The following is a 16,705-nucleotide window of genomic DNA, read 5'->3' as shown; positions in this document are numbered from 1 at the left end:
GAGGCCTCCCCAGGGGAGATCGACGCGGGGTCTCAGCGGGTGGCGGCCCAGGCGGGGTCGCGGCCGGTCAGGCCGAGCAGGCGGTGCAGGTCGGGAACGGCGGGGCCGGTCGGCACCGGCTCCGCGAAGACACCCATCTTCCGGGCCGTCGGGCCGAGCTGCTCGGCCAGCTCGTGCAGGGCGACGGTCACCTCCGGCGCGGGCGCGTACGGCTGGCCGGTCGCCGTGGCGAGGTCCCAGCCGTGCACGGTCAGGTCCAGCAGCGCCATCCCGCCGACCGTGGTCTGCGGCATGCCCATGCCGGGCGAGACACCCTCCTGGCTGGCCGGGTCGGACCAGGCCGCGATCAACCGGCCGGTCTCCGCCTCGAAGCGGTCCCGCCAGCCCTCCCCGAGGAAGTCCGGCTTGTCCGCCCAGTCCACCGGCCGCCGGGCGGCCAGCTCCTGGAAGTTGACCACCACCTCGAAGAGGTGGTTGAACAGGTCGCGTACCGCGTAGTCCCGGCAGGGCGTCGGCAGGTCCAACTGGTCGTCGGCGATGCCGCGCACCACCGCGACCGTACGCGGCGCCGCGGCCGCGAGCAGATCGCTAGTCTGAGTGGCCATAGGGCCAGCGTATGAGGGTGGTCTTGGAGAAATGCGACAGCAGCCGCGCGGCGACAGTCGGGGCATCCTCGACCCCGGCCGGTTGCTGCGTCAGGTCCACTTCCGGCGCCACCTGCCCGCCGCGCCGCTGCGCCGCTATGTCGAGCACTACTGGCTGATCGACTGGGACCTGCCTGAGCCCTTCACCCAGCACGTGGTGCCGCACCCGGCGGTCAACGTGGTGTTCCAGCGCGACGGTGACGCTCCCGAGACCGGTGAGGTGTCCGGCGTCGGGCGGGAGCTGTTCTCCATCACCCTGTCCGGTCGGGGTCGGGTCTGCGGGGTGCAGTTCCGGCCCGGCGGCTTCCGGCCGTTCTGGCGGCGGTCGGTCGCCGAGCTGACCGGCCACCGCCGGCCACTCGCCGACCTCGCCGCGTCGTGGCCGCCGGCCGCCGCACACCACGGCGGCATCTGCGACGGTACGGACACCGAGCGACGCCGCGCCCTGGACGACCTGCTCACCGGCTGGGCGCCCGAGCCGGATCCGGTCACCGACGAGGTGATCCGGCTGGTGGAGGAGATCCGTACGGATCGGACGGTGCTGCGGGTGGACGCCTTCGCCGACCGGCACGGGCTGTCCACCCGCCGGCTGCAACGCCTCTTCCTCGACCGGGTGGGCGTCGGACCGAAGTGGGTGATCCGGCGCTACCGGTTGCAGGAGGCGATCGAGCAGGCCGCCGAGGGCCCGCCACCGGACTGGGCGACACTCGCCGCCGACCTGGGCTACAGCGACCAGGCCCACCTCGTCCGGGAGTTCACCGCCGTCACCGGCACCTCGCCCGCGGCGTACGCCCGCTCACTCGCCTAATGGCGCCACCTGGCGGCGGATGCGCGGGCCCGGCTCAGCGGCGGCGCAGGGCGACCACCGCGACGTCGTCCTGGATCTCCGGCGGCGCCAGCTCCACCAGCAGCCGCTCGCAGAACCGGTCCAGGTCGTCGTCCACCTGCCCGGCGACCCGGGCCAGCGCGGCGAGCCCGTCGTCGATCGTGGCGTCGCGCCGCTCGATCAGACCATCGGTGTAGAAGACCAGCGTCGCACCGGCCGGGAGCACGAACTCCAGATCCTCCGGGCGCTCGGCCCGCACGCCGAGCAGCGGCGCCGAATGCTGCACGAACTCGACCTCGCCGGCCACGCTGAGCAGCGGCGGCAGGTGACCGGCGCTGGCCATCCGCACCCGTCCGCTCGGCGGGTGCAGCAGCAGCACGCAGAGCGTGGCCAGCTCGGTCGGCAGCAGCGTCCGCATCAGCTCGTTGACCCGGTGCAGGATCGCCCCGGGCTGGTGCCCCTCCACCGCGTACGCCCGGACGGCGTGCCGCAGCTCGGCCATCACCGTCGCCGCGTGCAGCGAGTGCCCGGCCACGTCGCCGATCGCCAGCAGCAGGTGCCCGTCGAGCATCACCAGCTCGTAGAAGTCCCCGCCCACCTCGGTCTGCGCGCTGGCCGGCTCGTAGCGCACCGCCAGGTCCAGCCCGTTGATCTGCGGGATCCGGCGCGGCAGCAGGCTGCGCTGGAGGGTGACGGCGATGCGGTGCTCCTCGTCGAAGGAGCGCTGGGCCTCCACCGCCGCCGCGACCGCCTGGGCCAGCTGCACCAACACCGGCGTCCGCGCGGTCTGCGTGCTGGTCGGCACCACGACGTAGAGGGGTGCGCGGTCGTCGCGCAGCCGCGCGGCGGCCACGGTCACCGTGTCGTCGGCCGGCCAGTCGAGCAGCGCCCACTCGCCCGGATCGGTGACCCGGACGGTGGCGCCGATCGGGACGCCGGTGTCGTCGACGACCCACGGCACGATGCCGGCCGCCCGGCCCGGGCCGGCGGCGATCCCGGCCAGGCAGTCGCCGTCGAAGGTCTCCGCCACCACCGCCGCCGGGCTCTTGAAGATCTCCGCGGCGCCGGCCGCCGCCTCCTCCAGCAGGCGGGTGAAGTTCGGCGCCGTGTGCACCGCGACGGTGGTGTCGGCCAGCCCGAGCAGCCGCTCGGCGAGGAACTCGGCCCGCTGCCGGGCCTGGTAGTAGCGCAGCACCGCGTGCGCGGTGGCCACCAGCTCGTCCGGTTCGATCGGCTCGGTGAGGTACGCGTCCGCGCCCCGGGTCAGCCCCTGCGCCCGGTCCACCACGTCCACCGCGTGCGCGGACACGTGGATCACCGGCATCGCCGGGTGCGCCTCCTTGATCCGCTCGCAGACCTCGAACCCGCTCACGTCGGGCAGCCGGACGTCGAGCACCACCAGGTCGATCCGGTCGGTGTCGACGCGGGCCAACGCCTCGGCGCCGTTCTCCGCCTCCAGCACCCGGAACCCGGCCCGGGTCAGCCAGTTGACCAGGAGGTAGCGCTTGGTCCGGCTGTCGTCGACCACCAGCACCGTCGACTGCGCGTCCACCTCAGGCTCCCGCCACCGGCAGGGTGACCGTGAAGGTGCTGCCCCGGCCCGGCTCGCTCGCCAGCTCCAGCGTGCCGCCGAGCAGGGTGACCAGCCGCCGCGCGTACGGCAGGCCGAGACCGGTGCCACCGACCCGGGTCGCACCGGGCACCTGGTAGAACTCCTCGAAGATCCGCTCGTGCAGCTCGGGGGCGATGCCGGGGCCGGTGTCGGAGACGGCCAGCGTCCAGTGCCCGTCGCGCCGGCTGGCCCGCAACCGGACCTCGCCCCGCTCGGTGAACTTCAGCCCGTTGTGCACCAGGTTGCGTAACACCTGGCCGAGCAGCACCTCGTCGGTGCGCAGCATGGCCGGGCTCGGCGGCTCCTCCACCACCAGCTCGACGCCGGGGCGGGTGGCCAGCGCGCGCAGCGTGCCCCGCAGCTGCCCGAAGACCGGCCGGAGGTCCACCTCCGCCCACTCCGGCTCGATCCGACCGGACTCGGCCTTCGCCAGGTCGAGCAGCTCGTTGACGAGGGTCAGCAGGTCGGCCGCCGAGGAGCGGATCAGCTCGACCTGCTCGGCCTGCTCGTGGGTGAGCGGATCGGAGGAGTCGTCGGCGAGCAGCCGACCCAATCCCATGATGGCGGTCACGGGCGCCCGCAGCTCGTGGCTGACGTTGGCCAGGAACCGGCTCTTCGACTCGCTCGCCGCCCGCAGTTGGGCCGACTTCTCGTCCAGCTCGGCGTAGAGGGCCACCACACCCCGGTTGGTCTCCTCCAACTCCTCGGAGAGCTGCCCGTAGAGCGCCAGCACCCCCCGGTTGGTCTCCTGGAGCTCCTCGTTCAGCACGGCCAGCTCGTCCCGCTGGCTGCGCACCTCGTCCAGCGCCGCGATCAGCTGCTCGTTCTGCGCCGCCAACTCGTCCAGAGCGCTGCCCGGAGCGTTGTGACCGAGCAGCGTACGAAGCTCGGTGAGCCTCTCCGGGGTCAGCGCCTGCGCGGTGGCGGGGACGCGTCGGGACATCCTCACGACCGTATCCCGCCCGACGCGTACCGCGCCCAGACTGTCCACCAGCCGTGCCACCGCGCCGGACTGCGGCTCGTACCGGTCCCCGGGCAGCGGGGCGACCGGGACGAGCTCCACCTGGAGATGGCAGCGACGGTCCGGCCCGTCGACGGCGTGGAAGGCCACGTCCGCCCCGCCGACCGCGCGCAGCAGGTCCCGGGCCACCTCGCTGAGCGCGGTGGCGATCCGCACCTGGTCCTGGTGCTCCAGCCCGACCGCCGCGGCGACCTCCCGGCCCCGCTGACGGACCACGAAGATGTCGTGTTCGACCCGCAGCGCCATCTGGAGCAGCGGTTGACGGTCCGTGGCCCCGGTCATGCCCTCGCCACCACCACGCACGCGTCGTCGCGCCGGACCCCGGCGTCCCGGAGCAGGGTCGCCGCCACCACCAGCGGGGACCGCTCGGCCAGCCCCGGGTAGTCGTCGAGCTGCCACCGGTCGGACACACCGTCACTGTGCATCACCAGCTGGGTGCCCGGCTCGAACGGATAGTCGTACTCCCGCACCGTCGGTCGTTGGTGCCCGGCGATGCCGGGCAGCGAGACCAGGCCGCGCCGCCGTGCGTCCGGCGCCACGAGGTGCGCGGCGATGTTGCCCAGCCCGGCGAAGCGCACGACACCCGCCGTCGGGTCCAGCTCGGCCACGGCCAGCGCGGCGCCCCGGGTGTGCGACATCGCCCGGTGCAGGTGCTGGACGACCACCCCGGGTGGCCCGGCCGGCGCCGCGTGGAAGGCGGCGATCGCCGCGTCGGTGGCGGCCGACGCCAGCGGCCCGTGGCCCAGCCCGTCGCTGGTCAGCACCTGCCGACGCCCCTCGGCGACCCGGACGGCGAACCCGTCCCCGCTGACCGCCTCGCCGGTGATCGGCCGGGTCAACCCGGCCGCCCAGTCCGGCTCGGGCGGCCCGGAGGGCCACAGCTGGACGGTGAGGACCGTCCCCCGGCCGGGCAGCGAGTAGCCGTCGAACCAGCTGGCCTGCCGGACGATGGCGCCGAGCCCGATGCCGAGGGTGCCGGCGGTGGAGTGCCCGTCCCGGGAGGAGAGGGTGAGGTCGGCCATGCCCGGCCCCGAGTCCATGACGACCAGCTCGACGCCGGCGTCCCGCTGCCGGCGCACCGGGCGCAGCAGCAGCATCCCGTCCTCGGCGTGCTTGACGAGGTTGCTGGTCAGCTCGGCGGCGACGATGGCCAGGTCGGCGGTGCGGGCCTCGCCCAGCTCCAACTCCCCGGCGAGGCGCTCGGTGGCCCGCCGTACGGTGCTGCCGGTGCTGCTCGACTCGACCCGGAACCACACCCCGCGGTCAGCGACCGCGTCCCCGGTCACCGGGACCACTTGGTGACCGTGATCCGGGTGCCGAGGCCCGGTCCGGTCTGGATGTCGAACTCGTCGACGAGGCGGCGCGCACCGCTGAGCCCGAGGCCGAGGCCACCGCCGGTGGTGTAGCCGTCGGTCAGCGCCAGGTCGAGGTCGGCGATCCCCGGGCCGTCGTCGGCGAACACGATGCGGACGCCCCGCCGCCGCCCGTTGTCCACGGTCACCACCTCGACGTTGCCCCCGCCGCCGTAGACCAGCGTGTTGCGGGCCAGCTCGCTGGCCGCGGTGACCAGCTTGGTCTGGTCGACCAGCGAGAGCTGCACGGCCACCGCGACCGTACGCACCAGCTGCCGTACGCGGACCACGTCCTCGTCGCTCTGGATCGCCTGCGCCTGCGGGTGGCCCAGGTCGACGCCGGCTGTCATGGCGACGCCGTCGTCTCGGCGTCCGCCTCGTCGTCGAGCTCGTCCGGGTCGTGCTCGTCGGCGCGCGCGGCCGCGATCAACTCCATGCCCCGTTCGACGTTGAGCGCCGTACGGATGCCGTTGAGCGACAGCCCGAGCTCCACCAGGGTGATCGCGACCGCCGGCCGCATCCCGACGACCACGGTCTCGGCGTCCAGCACCTTCGAGATCGAGGCGATGGTGGAGAGCATCCGGCCCACGAAGGAGTCGACGATGTCCAGCGCCGTGATGTCGATGATCACGCCGTGGCTGCCCGTCGCCACGATCCGCTCGGCGAGGTCCTCCTGGAGCTGCACGGCGGTCTGGTCGGACATGTCGACCTGGATGGAGACCAGCAGGATGTCGCCGATCTTGAGGATCGGCACCCGGTCCATCAGGCCTCCCGGCGCGACTGGCGGCGCGCCGTCTCGACACCGGAGAGCCGCAGCACGTGCCGCAGCGCGTCGGCGAGGCTCGCCTTGGTGGCGATGTCGCCGAACTCGATGCCCAGCGCCACGATCGTCTGCGCGATCTGCGGCCGGATGCCGGAGATGATGCAGTCGGCGCCCATCAGCCGGGCCGCCACCACCGTCTTCAGGATGTGCTGGGCGACCTGCGTGTCCACCGCGGGGACGCCGGTGATGTCGATGATCGCGTACGGCGAGCCGGTGTCGACCAGCGTCTGCAGCAGCCGCTCCATCACCACCTGGGCGCGGGCCGAGTCGAGCGTGCCGACCAGGGGAACGGCGACCACGCCCTCCCAGAGCTTGACCACCGGGGTGGAGAGCTCCAGGAGCTGCTCGGCCTGGTCGGCGATCAGACTCTCGCGGGTGCGGACGTAGGAGTCGAAGGTGAACAGCCCCATGTCGTCGACGAGCGAGGAGAACGCCACGTAGTCGCGGAGCGTCCGCTCGCCGCCCGCGGTCTCCAGCAGCTCCAGCACGACGTCCTTGAGGGCGAAGACGCTGACCGCCGTCTCGGTCGCGGAGAAGCCCTGGCGGGCCCGTCCCCGGGACAGCTCGGCGAGCACGGCACGCAGCTCACCCGCGTGCTCGGCGTGCAGGTCCAGGATCCCCTGCTGACCCGTGCTGATCAGGGCCCGGTGCAGCTCCTGGAACTGTCGGCGCAGTTCCGCGTGGCTGAGCCGGCCGCGCAACGACTCCGCGACGCGCTCCGTCCAGCGCTGCGTGATCTGTTCCGCGCGCTCACCCAGCAGGGCGGTGAGCCGGCCACTCTCCTCGGCGTTCAACGCCATTACCAAACCCCCCTCGACCAGGACCGGCCGGACTCTATCACCGGGGCCCGGTCAACTACTTGTCGCGAGGCAAAGGAATGATCGTCGCCACCGGATACCGGCTCCCGTTCTGCGTTCCACCCCGGTCGTGGGATACCGTTCCTCCGATAACAGGAGGTCTGGCGAATGTCCTTGACGGTGCACACGGAACAACGCGGCGACGTGGTCGTCGTGTCGGTCGCGGGCGAGCTGGACATGGCGACCGCACCGCAGCTGCAGGACCAGATCACCGACCTGCTCGACAAGGGCCGCAGCCGCCTCGTGTTCGACCTGGCGGAGCTGTCGTTCTGCGACTCCACCGGCTTGTCGGTGTTCGTCCGCGCCAAGAACAGCACCGACGAGGCCGACGGCGTGGTCCGGCTGGCCGCACCGCAGCGTGGTGTGCTGCGCATCCTCGAGGTCAGTGGCCTGGTCGAGGTGCTGCACACGTACCCGACGGTGGACGAGGCCGTGGCCGGCGACCCGTCACCGGCCTCTTCCTGACCCGTTCGGCTCACGCCTCGTCCTCGATGTGCCGGGGACGAGCGATCACCATTCCCATGGCCGTCTGCACCGCGAGCGCGACCAGCAGGAAGCCGATCGGCAGGGTCCAGCCGTCGGTGGCCTCGTAGAGGATCCCGACCAGCAGCGGGCCGAGCCCACCGATCAGATACCCGGTGCTCTGCGTGAACGCGGAGAGCGCCACCGTCCCCTCGTGGGTCCGGGCCCGCAGCCCGATGATCGCCAGGACCAGCGGGAACGTGCTCTGCCCGATCGCCAGCAGCAGCACCCAGAGCAGCGCACCGCCGTGCGGCGCGAGCGCCATCCCGACGTAGGCGAGCGCCAGCGAGGCGGAGAGCGTCAGCATCAGCCCGCGCAGGGAGCGCAGCCGGCCGGCGAGGGTCGGCATCAGCAGCGCGATCGGCACGCCCAGCGCGGTCCCTCCGGCGAGCAGCAGACCGGCGGTCTGCGGCGTGAACCCGGCGTCGCGGAAGAGTTGGGCCAGCCAGCCCATGATCGCGTACGCGCCGAGCGACTGGGTCCCGAAGTAGATCGCCATCGCCCACCCGAGCCGGGTGCGCGCGGGTCGGACGGTCGGCCGCTCGGCCCCGGCCGCCGTCGTGGTCGCGCTTCGCCGCTCCGCCCGCGCCCGCAGCGCCAGCGGCACCCACGGGAGTACGGCCACCGCGGCCAGCCCGGCCCAGACGGCCAGCCCGGCCTGCCAGGAGCCGAGCAGGTGGGCGACCGGCACCGCCGACGCGGCGGCCACCGAGGCGCCGACGGTGAGCGCCATCGAGTACGCGCCGGTGATCAACCCGACCCGGTGCGGGAAGTGCTGCTTGACCAGGAGCGGCAGCAGCACGTTCGCCACCGCGATGCCGGCCAGGGCCAGGGCGCTGGCGACCAGGAAGACGGCCGCGGAGTCCACGGCGACCCGGATGAGCTGCCCGACGGTGAGCAGGGCCATCGCCACCACCAGCAGACGGGCCGGGGAGTGCCGCCGGACCAGCCGCGGGGTGACCGCCCCGAAGACGGCGAACGCCAGCGTCGGCAGCGTGGTCACGACGCCGGCCATCGTGCCGGAGAGCCCGAGGCCGTTCCGGACGTCGTCGAGCAGGGCGCCGAGACTGGTGATCGCGACGCGCAGGTTGAGCGCGACGAGCAGCATCCCGACCAGCACCAGCGCGCCACCGGCCAGCGGTCCCACCGCGCGGGAGGCCGAGCCCGCGACGGGCGCCGGACCGTCGGCGGAGGCGAGGGTCGGTTCCACGGTGGCGGCGGTCGGTGGCGGTGTCATGCTGCTGAACCTACAATCATGGGATGAATTTCGGGCCGGTGATGTAACCAGTGCCACCGTCGGTTGATTCTGTGTCGGTGCCGCCCCGCGGCCGCCGCGTCCAGCAGACGATCACCCAGCTCAGGGAGCGGATCCTCGCCGGTGAGTGGCCGGTCGGCGGCCGGATCCCGACCGAGCCACAACTCGTCGCCGCCCTCGGGGTGGGCCGCAACACGGTCCGCGAGGCGGTCCGGGCGCTTCAGCACGCCGGCGTGCTGGAGTGCCGCCAGGGCTCCGGGACGTACGTGGTGTCGACCGACGAGCTCGCCCCGGTCGTGGCCCGCCGGCTCAGCGACAACCGGATGGCCGAGGTGATCGAGGTGCGGCGCGCGTTCGAGGTGGAGGCCGCCCGGCTCGCCGCGCGACGGCGTACGCCGGAGGACCTGGCCGCGCTCGACGACGCGCTCGCCGCTCGCGAGGCGGCCTGGGACGCGGGCCGGGTCGACGAGTTCGTGGCCGCCGACGCGCTGCTGCACGACGCGGTGATGGCCGCCGCGCACAACCCGATGCTCGCCGAGCTGTACGCGTCGGTCGGCGCCGCCCTGCGCAGCACGCTGGCCCAGGCGATCGGCGACGCGCCGGAGCGGCACGTCGACCACGCCCGACTGGTGGACGCGATCCGGGCCGGCGATCCCGAGCGGGCCGCCATCGAAGCCGCCGCTTTCCTGGAGTCCCCTCCCGGGGCATAGGTTGTGCCGGACGGAAATCCGGACAGCACGGGAGTATGGATGCTCAGGGGCTTCAAAGACTTCATCATGCGCGGCAACGTCGTCGACCTGGCGGTCGGTGTCGTCATCGGTGCCGCGTTCACCGGCGTGGTCACCGCGTTCACCAACTCGTTCCTGAAGCCGGTCATCAAGTTCGTGGGCGGCGGTGAGGACCAGTTCGCGGGCTCGTGGAAGATCGGCGAGGGCAACTTCGTCACGTGGGCCGAGTTCCTCAACGCCCTGATCACGTTCCTGCTGACCGCGGCGGCGCTCTACTTCCTGGTCGTGTTCCCGATGAACAAGCTGGCCGAGCGTCGGCGGCGCGGTGAGGAGCCGCCGCCGAAGGCGCCCAGCGAGGAGGTCAAGCTGCTCACCGAGATCCGGGACGCCCTGGTCGCGGCCGGCCACCAGACCCCGGCCCAGCAGCGCGGAGCGCTCGACGACGTCCTCGGCCGACGGGGCGAACCGCCCGCCCAGCGCTGAACCGGACAGCCGCACATCGGCCCCTGCGGATTCCCGCAGGGGCCGCACATTCTCGTACGTGTGTTCGATAGAGTCCGCGCATGGAGCAGCGAAAGCACTGGTGGAACGGGAAGTGGGGGCGGCTGGCGCGGCGGGACGTGTTCCTCCGCGTGGACGGCGACCGCTGGCACGTCGAGCAGCGGGCCGGCGGGGCCGAGGGGATCTCCCGCTTCTACGAGCACGACAGTGCGGACGCGGCCGAGGAGACGGTCCGAGCGCTGCTCGAGGGCACGGACACCTGGCGGGAGCTGTCGCCCCGGCCGCCCGGCGGCTGGGCCCGGGACGGCGTTTAGCGGCGCGTCGCCCCGGGAACCGCGCCTGAATGGAGCAGCAGGGCGACCAGCAGACGACCATCTCCCGGGTCACCACCGGCATGCCGGTGGTCGACGTCGCCGGCACCGAGGTCGGCACCGTGGATCTCGTCCAGCGGGGCGACCCGAACGCGGTGACCGTGCAGGCGCCGACGACACCGGTGCCGACCGCCGACCCCGGCAGCAGCCTGGACGAGCTGATCGAGTCGACCGCCGCCGAGGAGCCCGACGTACCCGCCGATCTCGCGGCCCGACTGCTGCACGGCGGCTACCTGAAGGTCACCACCGAACTGGCCCGCACCGGGGCCGTCTACGTGCCCGCCGAGCGGATCGCCACCGTCACCGACGGCCACGTACGCCTCGACGTCCCGGTGAGCGACCTGCCACCCGAGGAGTGACCTCTCCCGCGCCACCTGGTTGGTCCGGCCGCCGGGTTGGCCGGCGGCCAGCAGGGTTGGCGGGCCGATAGGCCGGCGGGGTTGGCGCGGTTGGCGGGCCCCGGTCGGGCAGGCGCCGGGCCACGGCAGACGCGGGGTGTCCGCCGCGTCCTGTCGAGCTGCCCCAAATCTGGGGCGCAGGCCTCCTGGCCGGGCTGGCCGGGCTGGCCGGGCTGGCCGGGCTGGCACCGAGCCAGGGCAGACGCCGGGTGCCCGCCGCGTCCTGTCGAGCTGCCCCAAATCTGGGGCGCAGGCCCTCCTCGCCGAGCTGGCCGAGCTGGCAGAGCCCGAACTTCCCGCTCACACCCTTCGGAGCTGATGTCGCAAACGACTCAGCCACCCCCGATGCGCCCGACTCCCTGCTGCGCCTCCACCGGTGGCGCCGTCGCAACAGGAACCGCCAGAGGCTGCGTGAGTGGGACTGCCCCATATCTGGGGCAGGTCGACAGCGTCCACGGAGACCGCCACGGACCACAGTGACGCGCGATGAGGTGCCGTGGACACCGCGATATCACGGAAACGGAGTGGATCAACCCTGCTGGCCCGCAGCAGACGCGGGGGCGGGCGCGGGCGTGGGGATGGGCTCGGTGGCGGGCGCGCGGGCGGGGGCAGGCGCGGGGGCGGGCTCGGGCTCGGGGGCCGGCGCGGAGGCGGGAGCGGAGGCGGGGGCGGAGGCGGGGGCGGAGGCGGGTTCGGTGGGGCGGCGGCGAGGGAAGAGCAGGAGCATCAGGCAGCCGGCGACCAGGCCCCAGAATGCGCCGCCCACCCCGACCAGCGTGACCCCGGAGGCGGTGACCACGAAGGTGACGACGGCGGCCTCGCGGCCGTCGGGGTCGGCCAACGCCGAGGCCAGGGCGGTGGCCAGCGCACCGAGCAGCGCGAGCCCGGCGACTGCTTCGATCAGGATCGGTGGGGCGACCGCGACCAGTGCGGTGGCGACTCCCGCGCCGAGCCCGAGCAGGGCCAGCCCGACTCCGGCGGTCACCGAGGCGATCCAGCGGCGGTCCCGGTCGGGGTGGGCGTCGGGGCCGGCGGCGAGGGCGGCGGTGATCGCCGCGAGGTTCACGGCGTGGCCGCCGGCCGGGGCGGTCAGCACGCTGAGCAGGCCCGTGGTGCGCAGCGCCGCGGTGAACGGCGGCCGGTAGCCGTAGCCGACCAGCACCGCCATTCCCGGTACGTTCTGCGCCGCCATGGTGACCAGGAAGAGCGGCAGGGCGAGCCCCACCAGCGCAGACACGTTCCAGGACGGCGGGGTCAGGTCGACGACGGGTCGCAGCCCGATCGCGCCGAGGCCGGCGTGCGCGGAGGTCGACGCGATCGCCACCACCGCGACGACCAGCGCGCCGGGCACCGCCCAGCGGCGCGCGTACCGGTGCAGCAGCAGCCAGGCGACGACCACCGGCCCGGCGAGCCGGGGCACCTCGACCAGGGCGCGCACCGGTGCGGTGCACAGCGGCAGCAGCACCCCGGCGAGCATCGCGCCGGCCACCGGCTTGGGGATGGCGGCGACCGCCCGACCCAACGGGCGGACCAGCCCGGACGCCATGATGAGCAGGCCGGACACGATGAACGCGCCGACGGCCACGGGCCAGCCGCCCGGCACCGGCCCGGTCGCCACGAGCAGCGCCGCGCCCGGGGTCGACCAGGCGATGCTCATCGGTATCCGGTAGCGCAGACCCAGCCAGACGGCCGCCAGCCCGGACGCCACACAGAGCGCCAGCAGCCCCGACGCCGCCTGCCTCGCGTCGGCCCCGACGGCCCGCAGGCCGGCCAGCACCACGGTGAACGAGCTGGCGAAGCCCACCACCGCCGTCACCCCGCCCGCCAACACCGGTTGTGTCCGCCCCGCCACATGCCACCTCCGCCAGCCCGCCCACGCCCGCATCCCGGTGCACCCCGGGGGAGCGTTCCGTTTACGGAACGGCGGACTGTAGCACCATAGCGGGCATGTCCCCGCCTTCACCAGAGCGCCGCCGTTCCCTGGACGCCGACCCCGCGGTGATCGGCGGCCGGGTCCGCAGCCTGCGGGAGGAGCGGGGGATCTCGCTCTCCGCCCTGGCCCGGCTGGCCGGCGTGGGGAAGGCGACCCTGTCCGGCCTGGAGAACGGCACCCGCAACCCGACCCTGGAGACGCTGTACGCGGTCACCGCCCAGCTCGGAGTGCCGCTGACCGCCGTACTCGCCGAGCCGGCGGCCGCGCCCGCTGTGCAGGGGGCGGCGGTCCACGCCACGCTGCTAGAAGTGTTCACCGACACGGACGCGACGTACGAGCTCTATCGGATGCGGGTCGCCCCCGGTCCGGGGCAGCTCTCCCCCGCCCACCAGCCCGGGGTCACCGAGCACGTGACGGTCTTCGCCGGCGTGCTGCGGGCCGGTCCGGTGGACGCGCCGTTGACGGCCGCCGCCGGCGGTCACCTCCGGTGGACGTCGGACGTGCCGCACAGCTACGCGGCGGTCGGCGACGAGGAGGTCAGCGCCAGCCTGCTGCTGCGCTACCCGCGCAGCTGAGCCGCCGGGCAGTCGAGAAGCCGAGCAGCCATGCAGCCGCGGGGAGGCTTCAGCCGTCGACCTGCGCGGGGGCCGCGTGCCGTACGGCCCAGAGCGCGACCTCCGTCCGCGACGCCGAACCGGTCTTGCGCAGCAGGTTGGACACGTGCACGGTGACCGTCCGCACCGAGATGCCGAGAGCCTTGGCGGCCTGCTTGTTGGACATGCCGGCGACGAGGCAGTCGAGTATCTCGACCTCCCGGGCGGTCAGCTCGGCCTCCGCCACGCTGGCCGGTCGCGCGGCCGCCGAGCGGGACGCCGCCGCGCCAACCGCCGCCGGGCGGGACGCCCCCGAACCGGGCACCCCCGCCAGCCCCGGACCGGACACCCCCGCCAGCCCCGGGCGGGGCAGCGGCGCCACGTGGACCGGCCGCAGCAGCGCCTCCGGCGGCTGGCCGGAGTGGGCGGCGAGCAGCTCAGTCAGGGCGTACGGGTTGCCGCCGGTCCGCCGCCACACGGCGGTGACCAGCCGGGTGGAGGGGCTGGAGTTCGCGTACACCTGGGTCAGGACCTCGGCCACGTCGTCGGGGCGCAGTGGCCCGAGGTGCTGGCGGACGGCGCCGCGTACGCCGCAGAGCCGGGACAGGACGCGGACCGCGAGGTCCGGCGCCACCGACTCCGCGGCGGGCCGGGTGGCCACGACGAGCAGCGCGGGCAGGTCGGCGGCGGTGGCCAACTCGCCGATGAGGTTGAGGCTCGCCGGGTCGAGCGCGTGCAGGTCCTCGACCACGAGCACGGCCGGGCCGGAGTCGACGAGCAGCCGGACGGTACGCACGGCGAGCCGTAGCAGGGTGCCCGGCGCGTAGCGTTCGCGGGGCGCGGTGGGCTGCTGGGCGAGCCACGCCAGCGCGTCGGGTGGCAGGTCCAGTCGGCTGGTGTCGCGGCCGCTGAGCACCCCGCCGCCAGCCAATCGTACGGGGCCGGGCTGTGCACCCGCGCCGCGCCGGAGAGGATCACCGCCGGTCGCGGGGTGAACGCGTCCAGGGCGGCCGCGACCAGCAGACTCTTACCCACGCCGGCGGCTCCGGTGATCACCGCCACGGTCGGTGCGGCCCGCCCTCCGGCCGCCACGGTCGACCAGGCCCGGTCGAGCTCGGCGAGCTCTCCGGCGCGCCCGACCATGGACACCGGCATCATTCCTCAACCCTACGCAGTAGTGCGTAGAGACGCGGGTGGGGTGTTCTTGGCAAGCTTGACCCCATGACGCTGATCCTCCGCTCGGCCATCCTCAACGACATCGGTCTGGTCCGGACCAACAACGAGGACTCCGCCCTCGCTGGTGACCGGCTGGTCGCCGTCGCCGACGGCATGGGCGGCCTGCCCGCGGGCGAGGTGGCGAGCGAGATCGTCATCCGGATCCTGGACGAGCTGAACCCGCCGACCGACGCGGACGACGCGGCGGACGCGCTGCGCGCGGTCGTGAGCACCGCCAACCAGCGCATCCACGCGGCGATCACCGTGGATCCGGCCCGCGAGGGCATGGGTACGACGCTCACCGCCGCCCTGCTCGCCGGGGAGACGCTGGTCCTCGCGCAGGTCGGCGACTCCCGCTGTTACCTGCTGCGGGACACGAAGCTGATCCAGCTCACCCGGGACGACACGTTCGTCCAGGCGCTGGTCGACCAGGGGGCGCTCAGCCCCGAGCAGGCGCGGCACCACCCGCAGCGGTCCCTGGTGACGCGGGCGGTGCAGGGCGCGGACGCCCCGCCGACGATCGGCACGCTCAACGTGCTGGCCGGGGACCGCCTGCTGCTGTGCAGCGACGGCCTCTCCGACTACGTCGAGGACGAGGCGATCGCGGTGACCCTCGGCGCGTACGGGGACCGGCAGCTCTGCGGTGAACAGTTGGTCAAGCTCGCCCACCAGGCCGGCGCGCCGGATAACGTGACCGTCGTGGTTTCCGACGTCACCCTGGTGTCCTGAGGATGGTCGTCCGCCGGGTCGGCGGCGAGGAGCGCCTGAGCACCAGCTTCGCGCTCTCCGGGTACGCCTTCGAGCCGTCACCGCTCTCGCCGAGCCGGACGGCGGAGTTTCCCCGCTACCTGCCCTACCACGAGGGCAACCGGACCCTGATCGTGGAGGAGGACGGGGCTGCCCTGGCCGCCGCCACGGCCATCCCCATGCGACAGAACCTGCGCGGGGCGGTGCTGCCGATGGCCGGCGTCGCCGGGGTGGCCACCCATCCGCTGGCCCGCCGTCAGGGGCACGTCCGGACGCTCCTGCACCAGCTTCTCGACGAGATGCGCGACGAGGGTCACCCGCTGACCGCGCTCTATCCGTTCCGGCCCAGCTTCTACGCGAAGTTCGGCTACGTCGGGCTGCCCAAGCCGCGTACGGTCAGCTTCTCCCCGGCCGACCTCGGCGCCTTGCTCCGCGCCGACCTGCCCGGCGAGGTGGGCTGGGAGCGGATCGGCACCGGCTATCCGGTCTGGCGGGAGTTCACCGAGCGGTTGCTGCGGGAGCGGCACGGCTTCGCGATCTTCCCCGACTACCGGGACGTGGGGCTGCGCGACCGGGACGAGCGCTGGCTGCTCACCGCGCGGGCCGATGACCGGGTGACCGGCGCGGTGACGTACCGGATCGACGACCACGGCGGCAAGCTGGTCGCCGACGACCTGCTCACCACCGACCCGCACGCCCGGATGCTGCTGCTGCAGTTCTTCGCCCGGCACGTCGACCAGGTGGACCGGATCAGCGTCCAAGTCCCCGCCGACGAGCTGCCGGAGCTGTGGCTCACCGACCTGGCCGTGCACGTCGAGGCGCGGGTCGCCCGACCGGACGGCTCGGCCCCGATGGCCCGGCTGCTCTCGCTGGACGCGCTGGCCGGTCTGCCGGTCGGGCCGGGTCGGGTGCGGGTCGAGCTGACCGGTGACCGCTGGTTGGCCGGGTCGCACGTGTTCGACGGCGGCACCGGTTCGCTGGAGCTGCTGAGCACTTCCGGGGTGCCTCCGGTGCCGGCCGCCACGCTCACCGCCGCCGGGCTGTCGGCGCTCGCGTACGGGGTGCTCGACCCGGTCGAGGTTCACCTGCGCGGGCTCGGCGAGGTGCCGCCCGACGCCGCCGTCGAGCTGCGCCGCCTCTTCCCGCGCCAGGTGCCGTACCTCTTCGCCGACTTCTGATCGTCGCCGGCCGCCGCGCCGCCGTCTGCCGTCGGGAGCCGTCCGGCCGTTGCGGCATCGATCCGGACGCGGTCGGCTTAGCAACGGGTTAAGCCGGCCCGGCGCGGCACGCCTGGCGGCCCGTCCGCT

Annotated in this window: 19 protein-coding genes and 1 pseudogene; 9 read left to right on the top strand and 11 right to left on the bottom strand. The window is 73.8% G+C overall.

All coding sequences use genetic code 11. The features are described from left to right. Positions 1–32: 32 nt before the first annotated feature. Positions 33–605 carry a TIGR03086 family metal-binding protein gene (locus tag ACIBTV_RS06240; RefSeq protein WP_396702946.1) on the bottom strand — a complete coding sequence of 191 codons (573 nt, stop codon included), beginning with the start codon at positions 603–605 and terminating at the stop codon, positions 33–35. A gap of 31 nt (positions 606–636) precedes the next feature. Here ACIBTV_RS06240 and ACIBTV_RS06235 point away from each other — a divergent pair, with 31 nt between their 5' ends. Next, positions 637–1,452 carry a DUF6597 domain-containing transcriptional factor gene (locus ACIBTV_RS06235; RefSeq protein ID WP_396702945.1) on the top strand — a complete coding sequence of 272 codons (816 nt, stop codon included), beginning with the start codon at positions 637–639 and terminating at the stop codon, positions 1,450–1,452. A gap of 34 nt (positions 1,453–1,486) precedes the next feature. Here the strand turns inward: ACIBTV_RS06235 and ACIBTV_RS06230 are convergent, their stop codons facing one another. Genes ACIBTV_RS06230 through ACIBTV_RS06205 form a run of 6 tightly spaced genes read right to left on the bottom strand, consistent with a single transcriptional unit; the run spans position 1,487 to position 7,078 of the window. Next, the gene (locus tag ACIBTV_RS06230; protein WP_396702944.1) at positions 1,487–3,022 is read right to left on the bottom strand and encodes a SpoIIE family protein phosphatase; all 1,536 of its coding nucleotides are present in this window, start codon (positions 3,020–3,022) and stop codon (positions 1,487–1,489) included. A 1-nt stretch (position 3,023) separates the two neighbouring features. After that, positions 3,024–4,385: a sensor histidine kinase gene (locus ACIBTV_RS06225; protein ID WP_396702943.1), complete on the bottom strand. Its 1,362-nt coding sequence runs from the start codon at positions 4,383–4,385 to the stop codon at positions 3,024–3,026. After that, entirely contained in the window at positions 4,382–5,398 is a 1,017-nt protein-coding gene (locus ACIBTV_RS06220; protein WP_396702942.1) for a SpoIIE family protein phosphatase, read from the bottom strand. The genes ACIBTV_RS06225 and ACIBTV_RS06220 overlap by 4 nt, the downstream gene beginning before the upstream one ends. Then, entirely contained in the window at positions 5,386–5,805 is a 420-nt protein-coding gene (locus tag ACIBTV_RS06215) for an ATP-binding protein (protein ID WP_396702941.1), read from the bottom strand. The genes ACIBTV_RS06220 and ACIBTV_RS06215 overlap by 13 nt, the downstream gene beginning before the upstream one ends. Beyond that, entirely contained in the window at positions 5,802–6,218 is a 417-nt protein-coding gene (locus ACIBTV_RS06210; RefSeq protein ID WP_396702940.1) for an STAS domain-containing protein, read from the bottom strand. The genes ACIBTV_RS06215 and ACIBTV_RS06210 overlap by 4 nt, the downstream gene beginning before the upstream one ends. Then, the gene (locus ACIBTV_RS06205) at positions 6,218–7,078 is read right to left on the bottom strand and encodes an STAS domain-containing protein (RefSeq protein ID WP_396702939.1); all 861 of its coding nucleotides are present in this window, start codon (positions 7,076–7,078) and stop codon (positions 6,218–6,220) included. Before ACIBTV_RS06205 ends, ACIBTV_RS06210 begins: the two co-directional genes overlap by 1 nt. A 165-nt stretch (positions 7,079–7,243) precedes the next feature. Here ACIBTV_RS06205 and ACIBTV_RS06200 point away from each other — a divergent pair, with 165 nt between their 5' ends. Next, complete coding sequence (locus tag ACIBTV_RS06200) at positions 7,244–7,600, top strand: STAS domain-containing protein (protein ID WP_091593372.1); 357 nt, start codon at positions 7,244–7,246, stop codon at positions 7,598–7,600. Positions 7,601–7,610: 10 nt separating this feature from the next. Here the strand turns inward: ACIBTV_RS06200 and ACIBTV_RS06195 are convergent, their stop codons facing one another. Beyond that, complete coding sequence (locus ACIBTV_RS06195) at positions 7,611–8,894, bottom strand: MFS transporter (RefSeq protein ID WP_396702938.1); 1,284 nt, start codon at positions 8,892–8,894, stop codon at positions 7,611–7,613. A 50-nt stretch (positions 8,895–8,944) separates the two neighbouring features. On the opposite strand from ACIBTV_RS06195, the gene ACIBTV_RS06190 reads away from it, so the two are divergent. From ACIBTV_RS06190 to ACIBTV_RS06175, 4 genes are all read left to right on the top strand, one after another. Then, a complete protein-coding gene (locus ACIBTV_RS06190; protein ID WP_396702937.1) occupies positions 8,945–9,622 on the top strand; it encodes a FadR/GntR family transcriptional regulator in 678 nt (225 codons plus the stop codon). Positions 9,623–9,661: 39 nt separating this feature from the next. Then, a complete protein-coding gene (mscL, locus tag ACIBTV_RS06185; protein WP_396702936.1) occupies positions 9,662–10,123 on the top strand; it encodes a large conductance mechanosensitive channel protein MscL in 462 nt (153 codons plus the stop codon). 80 nt (positions 10,124–10,203) lie between these two features. After that, entirely contained in the window at positions 10,204–10,455 is a 252-nt protein-coding gene (locus tag ACIBTV_RS06180; protein ID WP_396702935.1) for a hypothetical protein, read from the top strand. Between the two features lie 29 nt (positions 10,456–10,484). Beyond that, positions 10,485–10,871, top strand: coding sequence for a hypothetical protein (locus ACIBTV_RS06175; protein WP_396702934.1), 387 nt, complete (start codon positions 10,485–10,487; stop codon positions 10,869–10,871). Positions 10,872–11,439: 568 nt separating this feature from the next. Here ACIBTV_RS06175 and ACIBTV_RS06170 read toward each other — a convergent pair. After that, positions 11,440–12,762 (bottom strand): benzoate/H(+) symporter BenE family transporter, encoded by a 1,323-nt coding sequence (locus tag ACIBTV_RS06170; protein WP_396702933.1) that lies wholly within the window; start codon positions 12,760–12,762, stop codon positions 11,440–11,442. Between the two features lie 95 nt (positions 12,763–12,857). Between ACIBTV_RS06170 and ACIBTV_RS06165 the strand changes: the two genes are divergently transcribed. After that, complete coding sequence (locus ACIBTV_RS06165; protein ID WP_396702932.1) at positions 12,858–13,418, top strand: helix-turn-helix domain-containing protein; 561 nt, start codon at positions 12,858–12,860, stop codon at positions 13,416–13,418. A gap of 49 nt (positions 13,419–13,467) precedes the next feature. Here ACIBTV_RS06165 and ACIBTV_RS06160 read toward each other — a convergent pair whose 3' ends face one another. Both ACIBTV_RS06160 and ACIBTV_RS06155 read right to left on the bottom strand, forming a co-directional pair. Beyond that, on the bottom strand, positions 13,468–14,352 hold the full coding sequence (locus tag ACIBTV_RS06160) for a LuxR C-terminal-related transcriptional regulator (RefSeq protein ID WP_396702931.1): 885 nt from the start codon (positions 14,350–14,352) through the stop codon (positions 13,468–13,470). 71 nt (positions 14,353–14,423) lie between these two features. After that, positions 14,424–14,579, bottom strand: a pseudogene (locus tag ACIBTV_RS06155) (ATP-binding protein); the annotation flags it as partial. A gap of 78 nt (positions 14,580–14,657) precedes the next feature. Between ACIBTV_RS06155 and ACIBTV_RS06150 the strand changes: the two are divergent. After that, positions 14,658–15,380 carry a PP2C family protein-serine/threonine phosphatase gene (locus tag ACIBTV_RS06150; RefSeq protein WP_396702930.1) on the top strand — a complete coding sequence of 241 codons (723 nt, stop codon included), beginning with the start codon at positions 14,658–14,660 and terminating at the stop codon, positions 15,378–15,380. Positions 15,381–15,382: 2 nt separating this feature from the next. Then, positions 15,383–16,576: an enhanced intracellular survival protein Eis gene (gene eis / locus ACIBTV_RS06145; RefSeq protein ID WP_396702929.1), complete on the top strand. Its 1,194-nt coding sequence runs from the start codon at positions 15,383–15,385 to the stop codon at positions 16,574–16,576. The last annotated feature ends 129 nt before the right edge of the window (positions 16,577–16,705 follow it).

This window comes from Micromonospora sp. NPDC049366, from assembly GCF_044466625.1.
GTDB lineage: Bacteria > Actinomycetota > Actinomycetes > Mycobacteriales > Micromonosporaceae > Micromonospora.
Note: the sequence above shows the minus strand (reverse complement) of the source record. Positions and strands in the feature narration are given on the sequence as shown.

Coding starts and splice junctions, on each gene's coding strand:
- ACIBTV_RS06240 (WP_396702946.1), bottom strand. CDS start 605: ATGGCCACTCAGACTAGCGATCTGCTCGCGGCCGCGGCGCCGCGTACG.
- ACIBTV_RS06235 (WP_396702945.1), top strand. CDS start 637: ATGCGACAGCAGCCGCGCGGCGACAGTCGGGGCATCCTCGACCCCGGC.
- ACIBTV_RS06225 (WP_396702943.1), bottom strand. CDS start 4,385: ATGACCGGGGCCACGGACCGTCAACCGCTGCTCCAGATGGCGCTGCGG.
- ACIBTV_RS06215 (WP_396702941.1), bottom strand. CDS start 5,805: ATGACAGCCGGCGTCGACCTGGGCCACCCGCAGGCGCAGGCGATCCAG.
- ACIBTV_RS06210 (WP_396702940.1), bottom strand. CDS start 6,218: ATGGACCGGGTGCCGATCCTCAAGATCGGCGACATCCTGCTGGTCTCC.
- ACIBTV_RS06205 (WP_396702939.1), bottom strand. CDS start 7,078: ATGGCGTTGAACGCCGAGGAGAGTGGCCGGCTCACCGCCCTGCTGGGT.
- ACIBTV_RS06200 (WP_091593372.1), top strand. CDS start 7,244: ATGTCCTTGACGGTGCACACGGAACAACGCGGCGACGTGGTCGTCGTG.
- ACIBTV_RS06195 (WP_396702938.1), bottom strand. CDS start 8,894: ATGACACCGCCACCGACCGCCGCCACCGTGGAACCGACCCTCGCCTCC.
- mscL (WP_396702936.1), top strand. CDS start 9,662: ATGCTCAGGGGCTTCAAAGACTTCATCATGCGCGGCAACGTCGTCGAC.
- ACIBTV_RS06180 (WP_396702935.1), top strand. CDS start 10,204: ATGGAGCAGCGAAAGCACTGGTGGAACGGGAAGTGGGGGCGGCTGGCG.
- ACIBTV_RS06175 (WP_396702934.1), top strand. CDS start 10,485: ATGGAGCAGCAGGGCGACCAGCAGACGACCATCTCCCGGGTCACCACC.
- ACIBTV_RS06165 (WP_396702932.1), top strand. CDS start 12,858: ATGTCCCCGCCTTCACCAGAGCGCCGCCGTTCCCTGGACGCCGACCCC.
- ACIBTV_RS06150 (WP_396702930.1), top strand. CDS start 14,658: ATGACGCTGATCCTCCGCTCGGCCATCCTCAACGACATCGGTCTGGTC.
- eis (WP_396702929.1), top strand. CDS start 15,383: ATGGTCGTCCGCCGGGTCGGCGGCGAGGAGCGCCTGAGCACCAGCTTC.